This is a genomic window from Marinobacter algicola DG893 (assembly GCF_000170835.1).
GTDB lineage: Bacteria > Pseudomonadota > Gammaproteobacteria > Pseudomonadales > Oleiphilaceae > Marinobacter > Marinobacter algicola.
In genome coordinates this window covers 1-12,260 of record NZ_ABCP01000065.1, presented here as the reverse complement: position 1 = coordinate 12,260, position 12,260 = coordinate 1, and the positions used below count along the sequence as shown (strand labels likewise).

Genomic DNA, 12,260 nt, shown 5'->3' with positions numbered 1-12,260 from the left:
TGTGAACTTTCCTGTTGAGAGGTACCCATGCAACTGCTCTCCACCAACGCCTGTTTCGACGGCGAACACCGGCGCTACCAGCACCATTCGGCAGCCCTGGACTGCGATATGGAGTTTGCGGTGTACCTTCCTCCTGTTGCCGTGGGCAGCAACCCTCAAAAAGTGCCGGTTCTTTACTGGCTGTCGGGACTGACCTGTACCGACCAGAATTTCATGCAGAAGGCTGGAGCCCAGAAAAAAGCGGCGCAGCTGGGCATGGCCATTGTATGCCCCGACACCAGTCCCCGTGGCCTGGACCTGCCCGGCGAGCATGACAGTTACGATTTCGGCAGTGGTGCCGGTTTTTATCTCAACGCCACACGGCAACCCTGGGCTCCTCACTACCGCATGTACGACTATGTGGTGAAGGAGTTGCCGCAATTGGTCGAAGGCCACTTGCCGGTGACGGAGGGCCGCAGTATCAGTGGTCATTCCATGGGTGGTCATGGGGCACTGATCGCAGCGCTGAAGAATCCCGGACAGTACAGGTCTGTGTCTGCTTTTGCGCCGATTGCCAACCCCAGCGAGTGCCCTTGGGGTCAAAAAGCCTTCAGCGGTTATCTGGGGGACGACCCCAAAACCTGGGAAGAGTGGGATGCGACGCTGTTGATCCCCGGCGCCAGCGAACGCTTACCGCTGCTGGTAGACCAGGGTACAGCGGATGACTTCCTTGAAAGTCAGCTCAATCCCGAGGCGCTGGTTGAGGCATGTGAGAAGGTGCATCACCCCATCAATCTGCGAATGCACCGGGGCTATGATCACAGCTACTTCTTCATCGCCTCGTTCATTGATGATCATCTGGAACATCACGCTCAGGCATTGGGCTTGAGATAATACGGAACGCGTAGCGCGTTAGTGGAAGCCCCAGAGCATCCCGAAGTCCATCGAGGGCATCACTTCAGGCTGCTCAACGTCAACAATATTGAAATCCGGTTGGCTGCAGTCCCGCTCAAAGGTGCCGCTGTAACGATTGCCCCTGGGGCCGATGATGGCTTTGGCAAACGGGCCGCGGTGACGGTGTGGACGCCGGACAATCACCGCTACCTCGTTGTTGGCGAGCCTCACCAGAGTTCCTGGCGGATACTCGGTCAGGATCGCCAGCAGGGCCCGCGGAATAGCAGGGCGAAACTTGCCATCGGCCAGCGAAGCGATCAGTTTGCGGGCCTCGGCTATGTTCATTCGTTCGCGATAAGCCCGCTTCGTTATCATTGCCACATAACGTTCTGCGAGTGCCAGGATTTCCGCCTCACCCCGTATGTCGGTGCCACTCAACCCGAGGGGATAGCCCGAACCGTCCGCCTGTTCGTGGTGCTGGCTAATGATTTTGAGTAGCAGCGGGCTGGTAATGTCGGATTCTTTCAACGCCTGAACGCTGCGCTCAGGGTGTTTACGTATCACCGCACGCTGCTCATCGGTCAGTACCCGACTCGACGCATTGAGTTTGTCGGCCACCGGCACCAAGGCCAGATTCGCCGTCAGCGCAGCGCTTAACAGCACAGCCGTCCGTTTTTCATCGAGACCGAACCGGCGGGCGGTGAACTGGCAGAGAATCGCGTAGAACAGGATCTGCTCATGGATGGTGGGCTCAATGGAGTACAGGTGCACCAGTGCCAGACTGGCCTCCGGGGATTCCTGGCACATCTGGTCAATCATTCGCGACAGGCCAAGTACCCGTTGCCGGGCACTGTCATCCTGATTGGTAATGGCGTTTAGCGAGGACTCCAGTGTTTGCAGCAACACGGGATAATCCGCAAACGGGTTGCGGAGACGGACATCTTCCTGAACTTCATCGCTGGGGCGTTCAATCGTCCGGGGCTGGAACAGGCCACGCTCGAACAGCTGTTCCAGCTGAAGATCGTTCTGTATGACGTAGCCCTGCCTCAGCAGTACGTTGCCGTCGGCGTCATAGACGGTCCAGGGCAAGGGCTTTCCAATGGTCAATGCGCCGGGTGCGATACGAAGAAGATTCTGCACTCAATGGCTTCCTGGTGCTTATTGTAATAATGCTTGAGTTTACCCCTTAAGCCGACACCAACTCCAGTTGTTGGCGGGCCGGAAGTGGGGCGTTTGCGGTGATACGGGAACCGGCGTCCCGTGATTTAACAAAGTATTTCGTTTCCGTGTTTGTAAAATTTCGTTGCGTCCGTCTTGGCCGGGTAGATCTTGCGCTATGATAGTTTGCTAATAAGACCTTGGTAGGAACGTACTGTCACTATGCTCTATCGTCTGAAAACCGATTTCAGGCTGTCCATCATCACGCTGTTGGCCACCAGCGCCATTCTGGGGATAACCCCCTTTGCGGTGATGCGGTTTGTCCAGGGCAACCTGCTGGCCGGGGCGGTCGATCTGGGTATTATGCTGGCGATCACCGCCGGCATGGTTTACGCCTGGATAACAGGCGATACCGCCCGCAGTGGTTTTGCAATGGCTCTGGTGGCCTGCGGTGGGGCGGTGACAGTCGGGGCGTTGGTTGGAGAACCTGGGCTGTTCTGGTTATATCCGTGTCTGGTGACCAGTTTCTTCCTGACAGAGCCCCGCTACGCCATTTTTATCAACCTGGCTGCCGTGCTGGCCCTGATGGTGCACGGCGTGGCCTTCAGCTCTCTTGTCCAGATGTGGACCTTCGCTGCCACGGCGGTGGTCGTCAGCTGCTGCGCCTACGTCTTTGCCCATCGCAACGAGAACCAGCGGGAGCGGTTGGAGCACCTTGCCACTATCGATCCTCTTACCGGCGTCAAAAACCGCCGTTCCATGGATCAGGAGTTGGCAATGGCCGTTGCCAGCGCCTCCAGAACCGGTATTTCCTACGCCCTGGTGTTGCTGGATATCGACTACTTCAAGAAAATCAATGACGAATATGGGCACAACGTGGGTGATGACGTGCTGGTGGATATGGTGGCGTTGATCGAGCAGAACATCCGCAAGTCCGATCAACTGTTCCGTTTCGGCGGTGAAGAGTTTGTATTGCTGATGCCTGGGGTGGACTCAACCGGGTTGAGGGCGGTCATGCACAACCTGCAGCACATCATGCATAAATTTCTGCGTCACCCCGGGGGACAGGTCACTGCTTCCTTTGGCGTCGCCCTGCTCCAGGCTGGGGAAAAGCCTGACGATTGGCTGGCGCGGGCGGATGAAGCACTTTACGAGGCAAAGGACACTGGGCGCGACCGCATTGTCTACGCCGATGGCCGTGTCGCCAGCCCTGCGTGACTGTCCCCGCAAGACTATTCTGGTTTTGGCGAATACAGGAACAATCGTAGCCCTAACAGGATGCTGGCGGATGCCAGCCCACAGGTAAGCCCCACCCAAAAACCAGCGGCCCCCATGGCGGGCAGCAACCAGTCGGTAAAGGTGAGCACCCACCCCAGCGGCAATCCAACGCCCCAGAACGAAAACAGCATGATGACCATGGGAATGCTGGTGTCCTTGTACCCACGCAAGGCGCTGATGCAGGTCACCTGAATCACATCGGCAATCTGGAAGAAGGCCGCATACACCAGCAGTGTCACCGTCACGGCCTGGACATCCTGTTCACCGGTGTAGAGCGCTGCAATACCCTCTGCGAACACAAACAGCAGCACGGCAAATACCAGCGCCACCGCTGACGCCAGAATAAGGGAGCTGCGGGCGATAAGCCGGGCCGTATCCGGTGCTTTCGCTCCCACCAGGAAACTCACCCGCAGGGTCAGCGCCATGCCGATACTCAGCGGCAGCATGAACACCAGCGACACCACGTTCAGCGCAATCTGATGCCCCGCCACAATCACCGGCCCCAGCGGTGCCAGGAACAGGGCAATGACCGAGAACATGCTGGCTTCCACAAAGATAGTAAAACCAATGGGAACGCCCAGGCGAAGGATATAGCGAATGCCCGCCGCGTCCGGTTTGGCCCAGTCAGCCAGCAGGTGAAAGCGGCGATACACCGCACTGCGGTTCAGGTAGATCAGCAACGCCAGGGCCGCAACGCCGTTGGAGATGGACGTGGCCCATCCGCAGCCGATGCCGCCCATGGCCGGGAGGCCGAGTTTGCCGTAGATGAAGATGTAATTCAGGGGCAGGTTGATCAGGGTTCCTAGTACTGAAAAGGCCATAATGACCCGGGTATGGCCCAGCCCGTCCGTTAGTCCTCTCAGTGCCATGATCAGCAGCATGGCGGGGATACCCCAGGCGAAGGCGTCCAGGTAGCCCTGGGTGATGCGGGCGGTGTTGAGTTCCAGGTTCAGGGCATCCAGTACCGGATGCACGTTGGTCAGCAGCAGGATCATGATGACCGAGCCGCCGGCTGCGATATAAAGCCCCTGCCAGGTCGCAGGCATAATTTTCTCGGTGGTGCGCGCCCCATTATAGCCGGAAATGATCGGCTGAAGGGCCCCCAGGAGCCCCATGAAAAAGAGGAATACCGGCATCCACAGGCTGCTGCCAATACCCACGGCAGCCAGATCCTCGGCACTGGCGTGGCCCGCCATGACGGTGTCAATGACACCGTTGGCCATCTGCGCCACCTGGGCGATCAGAATCGGTCCACCCAGCACGGCCAGCGTTCGCCACTCGGTCAGCGTACGCTGGACCAGTGGCTGGCGGACTTCTGGTAATGGCTGGTGGGTTTCATCCATGGAAATGCGCCTGGCCGGTGACAAGGGATAGAAAGTCTCAGGAACGCGGGATGGTACCCTATTCCCCATCCCGGATGTCATAGGGTGTTTCCGTGGCACTGTGTACAATTCAGTGTGGTAGCGGGTAAAGTGCCGCCTTCCAATGTTTCAGGTGCGGGTAATATGGGTCTTCTGATTTTCGTAACAGTCCTGTGGGCGTTTTCGTTCAGCCTGATTGGCGAATTTCTGGCCGGGCGTGTGGACAGCGATTTCGCGGTGTTGACCCGTGTGGTGCTGGCCGCCCTGGTGTTTCTGCCACTGACCCGCTGGCGTGGAGTTCCCGGGGGCTTGAAGTTGGGCGTGCTGGTTACCGGCATGTTGCAGTTCGGTGTGACCTATTTGTGCCTGTATCGCTCGTTCAGCTACCTGACCGTGCCGGAAGTTCTGCTGTTTACCATTTTCACGCCGCTGTACGTCACCTTGATCGATGACGCCCTGTACCGGCGTTTCTCGCCGTTTGCGTTGGTTGCCGCGGCCGTGGCAACGCTGGGTGCGGGGATTATCCGTTACGACGGCCTGAGCCAGGGCTTCATCACCGGTTTCCTGCTGTTGCAGGTGGCCAACTTCACCTTTGCGGCGGGCCAGGTCGGCTACAAGCACACCATGATGCGCTTCCCGACGGAACTGCCGGCCTACCGTACGTTTGGTTACTTCTTTTTCGGGGCACTGATCATTGCCCTGCCATCCTTCCTGATCTTTGGCGACGCCAGTCGTCTGCCCACTACCTCGTTGCAGTGGGGCATTCTTGCCTGGTTGGGCCTGGCAGCGTCCGGTATCGGGCTGTTCCTGTGGAACCGAGGGGCGTGCCATGTGGATGCCGGCACTCTGGCGATCATGAACAACGTCTTGGTGCCCGCCGGGCTGCTCGTTAATCTGGTGATCTGGAACCGGGATGCCGACCTGTTGCGACTGGCCATCGGCGGCGGAATTATCGCTCTGTCGCTGTGGCTGAATGCGCGTTTTCATCCGCGTGCCAGGCTGGCGGTGTAACGGTATCCCCCGTTGTCTGTAAAGGGTTGTCCCGGTTCACTCTGACATCCTCTGGGTATCAGGTATTTCACAATATTTGCTGACGGCGTCTACGCTTAGAGTTGCCATAATTGCCAAACCAAATTTGGAATGGCCATGTCAGGGAGACAGTCTGTAATGCGAAAAAACCTTCCCGTTACCCAGCGCGAAGTCAAAATGGCCGAAAGCGGTCGACTGATTACCACCACTGATTCAAGAGGCGTTATTACCTACTGCAACGACGAGTTCGTTGAGATTAGCGGTTTCTCTCGGGAGGAGTTGGTGGGTCAGCCCCACAACGTGATCCGCCATCCGGATATGCCGTCCGCCGTATTTCAGGGTATGTGGGAGTACCTCAAGGCCGGAAAACCCTGGATGGGCGTGGTCAAGAACCGCACCAAGACCGGTGACCACTACTGGGTAAGCGCTTACGTGACCCCGATTCTTGAAAACGGGAAAATGATTGGCTTCGAGTCAGTACGGGTGTCGCCAACCCGTGAGCAGGTTGCGCGAGCTGAAAAACTCTATCCGAAGCTGTCTGCCGGCAAGGCAGCCGTCAGCGTTCAGAGTCGGATTGTATCCGCCGTGCGGTCAGGGTGGCCCTTTGCCCTATCGCTGGTTCTGAGCCTGGTGGCGTTGACCATGCTGGGTAATTCGGGGATGGCTATTGGTGTGATCGTGGTTGCCCACATTCTGGCAGCAGGGCTGATCCTCAGGTCCATAACCTCTAGGCTGCAGAGACTTCTTGACCTGCGCCCTGATGCCTTCCGTGATGCCATTGTGGCACGGACCTACAGTGATGAAAGTGGCCTGTTCTCGCAAATGGCTATGCTGATCATGAGTGAGAAAGCGAGGATTCGTACCGCCCTGGCCCGTATTGATGACCAGGCCGAGCTCCTGTACGAGCATGCCAGGGCGAGCCATCGCTACATCAGCGAGGGCGCTGAGTCGATTGCCAAGCAGCGGGCCGAGACTGATCAGACTGCATCAGCCGTTAACGAAATGACGGTGTCGATCCAGGAAGTGACCGAAACCGTGAATAGCAACGCCAAAGTGGCGGAAGAAGCGAACAGGATGGCGGCCACCGGCAGCAAGCGCAGCGGTGAGGCCCTGACGGCTATCGAACAGCTGGTGACCCGGGTGAACGGTATTGGTACGGCCATCCAGAAACTGGGTGCCTCGACGGAAAGCATTGGTGAGGCCGCCAGTCTGATTTCAGACATTGCTGAACAAACCAACTTGCTGGCGCTGAATGCGGCCATCGAAGCCGCCCGTGCCGGCGAACAGGGGCGAGGGTTCGCCGTGGTAGCAGACGAGGTTCGGTCGCTGGCCCGCCGCACCCGGGATTCCACAGTACGTATACAGCAGGTCATTGATGATTTCCGTAGCCAGGTGGAGCAAGCCGTTCAGGCCACCCGCGAGGGGGAACTGGATGCGGGCAAGGGCCTGGAAAAGGTGCGGGAGGCAGAAACGTCCTTGCAGGAAATCGTGTCTTCGATCCACGATATATCCGACAGCTTTATCAGCATGTCGGCGGCCTTTGAAGAGCAGAGCCAGGTATCTGAAGAGATCAACCATCAGGTGGTCAATATTGCCGAACTGGCCGATCATAGTACCCAACAGGCGGGTTCCGCCAAGGATAGCAGTAACAGCCTGAGCCAGATGTCCCGCGGGCTGAAAGACCTGGTCTCCCGTTTCGTGAGTAAAAACGGCTAGTTATCGGCCGGCCCCGGAGATGTTTACATCCCGGGGCCGGCCCTGGCTGGCATCCTGCGCATACTGCTGGCAAAATCCCGCCCCAAATCTGCTGAAGCAGGCCTTTGGCATCCCTCTTCTAATCGATTCATCAGCCAAAAGCACAGGATGAAACAATGACTGGTTCCAAATCTACCCCGGCCCATCGCGGGCTATGGTCTTCCCGGATGGCCTTTATCCTGGCCGCGACCGGTTCGGCCGTCGGGCTGGGCAATATCTGGAAATTTCCCTACGTCACCGGCGAAAATGGTGGTGGCGCCTTCGTACTGGTATACCTGCTGTGTATCGCCATCGTCGGTATCCCCATCATGATGGCGGAAGTGTATATCGGCCGTAGTGGCCGGCATAATCCGATCACCAGTTTCCGCCTGGTGGCCGAGCGCAACCTGGCGTCACCCGTGTGGCGGATTTCTGCGATTGTAGGTGTGCTGGCAGCCTTCATTATTCTGTCATTCTATTCCGTGATTGGTGGCTGGGCGGCGTCCTACGTCGGCCACGCGGCCATGGGCGACTTTACCGGCCAGAGCGCAGACGCCATCGGCGAGCTGTTCGGTGGCCTTCTGGCCAGCCCGGTCACGCTACTGATCTGGCACACGATCTTTATGGCATTGGTGATTCTGGTGGTGGCCCGTGGCCTCAAATCCGGCCTTGAGCGGGCCGTGACCATCCTGATGCCGGCGCTGTTTGTGTTGCTGCTGGTTGCGGTGGGCTATGCCACCACTACCGGCCACTTCGGAGAGGCGGTGTCCTTTCTGTTTACGCCGGATTTCGGTGCCCTGACCATGGACGGCGTGCTGGTGGCCCTGGGCCATGCGTTCTTCACCCTGAGCCTGGGTATGGCCATCATGATGGCCTACGGATCCTATTTGGGAGACGATGTGTCGGTTGGGCGGACTGCGGTGACCGTGTCCATCATGGATACCGTGGTGGCGCTGATGGCCGGCTTGGCGATCTTCCCGGTGGTCTTTGCCAATGGCCTGGAAGCCGGTGCGGGCCCCGGCCTGATCTTCCAGACCCTGCCGTTGGCCTTCGGCCAGATGCCGATGGGTAGCGTGTTTGGTGCCCTGTTCTTTGTGTTGCTGTTGTTCGCGGCTTGGACCTCCGCTATTTCACTGCTGGAGCCAGTGGTTGAATGGCTGGAAGACAAACTGATCGTTGGCCGTGTGGGAAGCACGGTGGTGGTGGGCATTGCCTGCTGGCTGCTGGGCATTGCGTCCATCCTGTCCCTGAACGAGTGGTCCGGTTTCGCGCCCCTGGGAATGTTCGAGCGTTTCGAGGGCAACACCATTTTCGATCTGCTCGACTTCTTTACCGCCAACGTGATGCTGCCGCTGTCCGGCCTGCTGACGGCACTGTTTGTCGGCTGGTGCGTGGCAAAAGAGTCGTTGCAGAGCAATTTGGCCCTTTCCGGAGGCGGCTTTGCGCTCTGGTACAACCTGGTTCGCTTCGTAACACCGGTGGCGGTTGCGATCGTGTTTGTCTACAACCTGATGTCGTAAAGGCCGTCAGGGATTGAAAAAACCCGGTCCACATGCGGCCGGGTTTTTTGTTTCGGGGCGTGTGCTGCTTAACGGTCTGAATCGGTTGCGGCGCGCAGTGCGTCCAGGTGCGGTCGCAGGGCACGCTTGTCGGCTTCCGGTGCGTTGCTTGCCGTTTCCATGGCAGACATGGCGCCACCCATCATGTCCCGCATCTGCTGTTTTTGGGCTTCGCTCATGTGTGGATTGTTGTTGATCTCTTCCATGGCTTTGGCCATTTCCTGATTCATGGTGTTGGACTGCTCGCCCATTTCCAGGGCGCTCCAGGCCTGGAAGATGCGGTCACCGGTTTTCGCCCACGACTCGGGATTGGCGAATCCGTGTTGCTCCACCACGTCTTCCAACCGGTTGTATAGGTCATGGCCCTTCATGCGCTCGATGGACGATGAGAATATTCGCGACATGTCTGGCATCTCGCCACCGCGCTCACCTTTCTCGGCCGGGATATCCTCCGTCATCTCATCGAATTCACTCTCCATCCCCTGAAGGGTTTCCAGGCTGCTGATGAATGAGCGGATGGCCTGGTCGGTCAGGGTTTCGGCCTGGGCCGCGAAGGGGGCAAGCAAGAGCAGGAGAAGCAGGGGCACTAAGGCAGGGCTGAATCGGTTCATGAGAACGTCTCCTTGTGATTGGGAATCCCGGTTCCATTGATCGGGATTCCCTAAAGGTAGTCCTCTGTTAAACCGCCTGCAACAACCCATGCCGGGTTATGATCGACTATGATCAGGGTCGGCTCAGAACAGCAGATCCGGCAGATAGGTGGCAATTTGCGGGAAGATCATGATCAACCCCAGGCCGACAATTTCAACAATCACAAAGGGAATGATCGATGAATAGATATCCTTCATGGTGATGCTCGGTGGCACCACCCCTTTCAGATAGAACAGATTGAAACCGAAAGGCGGCGTCATGTAGCCGATTTCCATATTGATCACGAACAGGATGCCGAACCATATCGGGTCAAATCCCAGGGACTCAACGATGGGCATGAATACCGGCAGCGTGATCAACATGATGCCAACCGGGTCCAGCACCATGGCCAGCAGGAACACGATCACCATCATGGCGACGATGATGCCCCAGGGGCCGCCGGGAATCATATTCATCAGCCCCTCGATCAGATCCTGGGCGCCCATGCTCTGATAGGCAGCACTGAAGGCGTGGGCTGCGAACAGGATCCACATGATCATACCGGTGAGCTTGAAGGTGCGGATCGCCGCTTCCTGCAGGATGCTCCACTTGAACTGACGGTACACCGCAGCGGATATCAGGGCACCGAGCACGCCCATGGCGGCGGCTTCGGTTGGCGTGGTAATGCCGCCAATGATGGAGCCCAGAACCATGATCACAACACCGATGGGCAGCAGTACCGCCCGCAGGGCACGCAACTTCTCCGGCCAGGTGCCACGCTCTTCCTTGGGCAGCGCCGGGGCCAGTTCGGGCTGCAGGTGGCAGCGCACCAGGATGTAGATGGCGGTCAGTACCATCAGCAGAATACCGGGCATGATGCCGGCGGCGAACATCTTGCCCACCGACACACCGGTAATCAGGGCATAGAGGATCATCAGAATGCTGGGAGGAATCAGTATGCCCCAGCCCCCACCGGTGTTGATCACACCCAGGGCCATCTTCTTGTCGTAGCCCCGCTCAAGCATCGACGGCAGTGCGATGGTGCCCATGGCGACGACCGCCGCGCCACTGATGCCGACCATGGCTGCAAAAACGGCGCAGATGCCAAGAGTGCCAATCGCGAGGCCACCCCGCAGGCCGCCGCACCAGAGGTGCATCATGCGGTACAGGTCTTTGGCAACCCCGGTTCGCTCCAGAATCATCGCCATGAAGACGAACAGGGGAATCGCCACCAGGGTAAAGCTTTCCATGGTGCCCCAGATCTGCGAGGACACCATGTAGAAGGAGTCGAATCCCCAGGTGAAGTAGAGGAAGACAACGGATACGCCGCCCAGCACAAAGGCCAGTGGCAGGCCCAGAAGCAGGAAAAACAGCAGGGAGCCGAAGAACAGCAGCGTGAGGATTTCAATGCTCACAATGGTTCTCCTTTAGCGTCGTCCTGGGGTTCGGGGGTGTAGTAACTGAGATTGAAGGCCACTGCGATATCTTCCAGTAACTTGACGATGCCTTGCAGAACCAGCAGGCCAGTGCCCAGTGGAATGGCGGCTTTCACCGGCCAGATAGGCGGGTTCCAGGCGGAATAGGAGGTTTCCCAGCTGGAGATGGACTCACTGGCCATGTCGTAGCCGAAGTACAGCAGGGCCAGGGTGAAGATGAAGAATACCGTTGAAGTCAGAATGTCGAGCACGGCACGGCCGCGGGGCGGAAGGTGTGAGTGCAGCAGATCAACGTTCACATGGCCACGGTGAGCCATGATGTAACCTCCGGACATGACGGCGTAGATGCCAAACAGCATCTGGGTCAGTTCGTTGGTCCATACCGTGGGTGAGTTGAACAGGTAGCGAAACGCCACTTCCATGATCAGGAACGCGAACATGGCAAAAACGATCAGCGCTATTCCGCGCCCGATGACATCATTGAGACGGGTAACCCCTCTCATGAATGCGGTCAGCACACCCATTGGTATTCTCCGGGAAACGGTCCGTTCAAAAGCAAAGCCGGGCCTGGATAACAGGCCCGGCTGGTTTCAGGTGTCAGGCGTTCACAGATAGCCCAGCTCTGACAGGTAGTCTTTCAGCATGTCCAGCGCCTTCTGGGCGTTATCGCTGCGCTTGCCTTCCTCATCCCACAACGTCTGTGCGGTCTGGGTCAGGCGGTCCTGAACATCCTCTGGCAAGGTGTTGACCTGAACATTGTGTTCACTGATGGCCTTGGCCAGCGTGATGCGCTCCTTGTACTGATACTCGTTGGTACGAAACCAGAACTGTTCCTCAAGGGCCTGCTTGACGATGTTCTGCATATCCTCCGGCAACTTGTTCAACGCTTTCTGGCTGACAATGATGACGTCGGTACCGGCAATGTTCAGTGCTGGCTGCACGTGGTATTTGGCCACTTCATACAGGCCCATGCTGAATGCACCCTGAGAAGCCCCCCAGTGGGCACCGTCAACAATGCCAGAGTCCAGGGCGGAGTAGAGTTCGCTGCCCGGGATGTAGGACGCGGCGGCACCGGCGTCGGTCAGAAAGCTCTGCAGCGCGCCAGAGGAGCGGATCTTCAGCTTGGTGAAGTCTTCCCAGCTGTTGATGGGCTGCTTGACCACCATCTCGGTGGGGTAGACCTTGTCCGTCGCCCAATAGAC

General features: G+C 58.1%; 11 protein-coding genes. 5 read left to right on the top strand and 6 right to left on the bottom strand.

Annotated elements, in window-relative coordinates:
• The first annotated feature begins 27 nt into the window (after window positions 1-27).
• On the top strand, window positions 28-873 hold the full coding sequence (gene fghA / locus MDG893_RS19660) for an S-formylglutathione hydrolase (protein ID WP_007155594.1): 846 nt from the start codon (window positions 28-30) through the stop codon (window positions 871-873).
• 18 nt (window positions 874-891) lie between these two features.
• On the opposite strand, the gene MDG893_RS19655 is transcribed toward fghA, so the two are convergent.
• Window positions 892-2,013, bottom strand: a complete 1,122-nt coding sequence (locus tag MDG893_RS19655) for an HD-GYP domain-containing protein (protein WP_007155593.1) — start codon at window positions 2,011-2,013, stop codon at window positions 892-894.
• A gap of 240 nt (window positions 2,014-2,253) precedes the next feature.
• Here MDG893_RS19655 and MDG893_RS19650 point away from each other — a divergent pair, with 240 nt between their 5' ends.
• The gene (locus tag MDG893_RS19650; RefSeq protein ID WP_007155592.1) at window positions 2,254-3,249 is read left to right on the top strand and encodes a GGDEF domain-containing protein; all 996 of its coding nucleotides are present in this window, start codon (window positions 2,254-2,256) and stop codon (window positions 3,247-3,249) included.
• A 14-nt stretch (window positions 3,250-3,263) separates the two neighbouring features.
• On the opposite strand, the gene MDG893_RS19645 is transcribed toward MDG893_RS19650, so the two are convergent.
• Window positions 3,264-4,652, bottom strand: coding sequence for an MATE family efflux transporter (locus MDG893_RS19645; protein ID WP_007155591.1), 1,389 nt, complete (start codon window positions 4,650-4,652; stop codon window positions 3,264-3,266).
• Between the two features lie 162 nt (window positions 4,653-4,814).
• Between MDG893_RS19645 and MDG893_RS19640 the strand changes: the two genes are divergently transcribed.
• The 3 genes from MDG893_RS19640 (at window position 4,815) to MDG893_RS19630 (ending at window position 8,953) form a co-directional block, all read left to right on the top strand.
• On the top strand, window positions 4,815-5,681 hold the full coding sequence (locus MDG893_RS19640; RefSeq protein ID WP_007155590.1) for a carboxylate/amino acid/amine transporter: 867 nt from the start codon (window positions 4,815-4,817) through the stop codon (window positions 5,679-5,681).
• A gap of 156 nt (window positions 5,682-5,837) precedes the next feature.
• Complete coding sequence (locus tag MDG893_RS19635; RefSeq protein WP_007155589.1) at window positions 5,838-7,415, top strand: methyl-accepting chemotaxis protein; 1,578 nt, start codon at window positions 5,838-5,840, stop codon at window positions 7,413-7,415.
• Window positions 7,416-7,570: 155 nt separating this feature from the next.
• Window positions 7,571-8,953 carry a sodium-dependent transporter gene (locus MDG893_RS19630; RefSeq protein WP_007155588.1) on the top strand — a complete coding sequence of 461 codons (1,383 nt, stop codon included), beginning with the start codon at window positions 7,571-7,573 and terminating at the stop codon, window positions 8,951-8,953.
• Window positions 8,954-9,021: 68 nt separating this feature from the next.
• Here MDG893_RS19630 and MDG893_RS19625 read toward each other — a convergent pair whose 3' ends face one another.
• The 4 genes from MDG893_RS19625 to dctP all read right to left on the bottom strand — a co-directional run.
• Window positions 9,022-9,603, bottom strand: a complete 582-nt coding sequence (locus MDG893_RS19625; RefSeq protein ID WP_007155587.1) for a hypothetical protein — start codon at window positions 9,601-9,603, stop codon at window positions 9,022-9,024.
• A gap of 123 nt (window positions 9,604-9,726) precedes the next feature.
• Complete coding sequence (locus tag MDG893_RS19620; RefSeq protein WP_007155586.1) at window positions 9,727-11,037, bottom strand: TRAP transporter large permease; 1,311 nt, start codon at window positions 11,035-11,037, stop codon at window positions 9,727-9,729.
• Window positions 11,034-11,582 carry a TRAP transporter small permease subunit gene (locus tag MDG893_RS19615; RefSeq protein WP_007155585.1) on the bottom strand — a complete coding sequence of 183 codons (549 nt, stop codon included), beginning with the start codon at window positions 11,580-11,582 and terminating at the stop codon, window positions 11,034-11,036. Before MDG893_RS19615 ends, MDG893_RS19620 begins: the two co-directional genes overlap by 4 nt.
• 81 nt (window positions 11,583-11,663) lie before the next feature.
• Window positions 11,664-12,260 (bottom strand): TRAP transporter substrate-binding protein DctP (gene dctP / locus MDG893_RS19610; protein WP_007155584.1); only part of this gene is annotated, 597 nt, incomplete at its 5' end.

Excerpts from the sequence above, each read along its gene's own strand:
- fghA (WP_007155594.1), top strand. The coding sequence starts at position 28 with ATGCAACTGCTCTCCACCAACGCCTGTTTCGACGGCGAACACCGGCGC.
- MDG893_RS19650 (WP_007155592.1), top strand. The coding sequence starts at position 2,254 with ATGCTCTATCGTCTGAAAACCGATTTCAGGCTGTCCATCATCACGCTG.
- MDG893_RS19645 (WP_007155591.1), bottom strand. The coding sequence starts at position 4,652 with ATGGATGAAACCCACCAGCCATTACCAGAAGTCCGCCAGCCACTGGTC.
- MDG893_RS19640 (WP_007155590.1), top strand. The coding sequence starts at position 4,815 with ATGGGTCTTCTGATTTTCGTAACAGTCCTGTGGGCGTTTTCGTTCAGC.
- MDG893_RS19635 (WP_007155589.1), top strand. The coding sequence starts at position 5,838 with ATGCGAAAAAACCTTCCCGTTACCCAGCGCGAAGTCAAAATGGCCGAA.
- MDG893_RS19630 (WP_007155588.1), top strand. The coding sequence starts at position 7,571 with ATGACTGGTTCCAAATCTACCCCGGCCCATCGCGGGCTATGGTCTTCC.
- MDG893_RS19625 (WP_007155587.1), bottom strand. The coding sequence starts at position 9,603 with ATGAACCGATTCAGCCCTGCCTTAGTGCCCCTGCTTCTCCTGCTCTTG.
- MDG893_RS19615 (WP_007155585.1), bottom strand. The coding sequence starts at position 11,582 with ATGGGTGTGCTGACCGCATTCATGAGAGGGGTTACCCGTCTCAATGAT.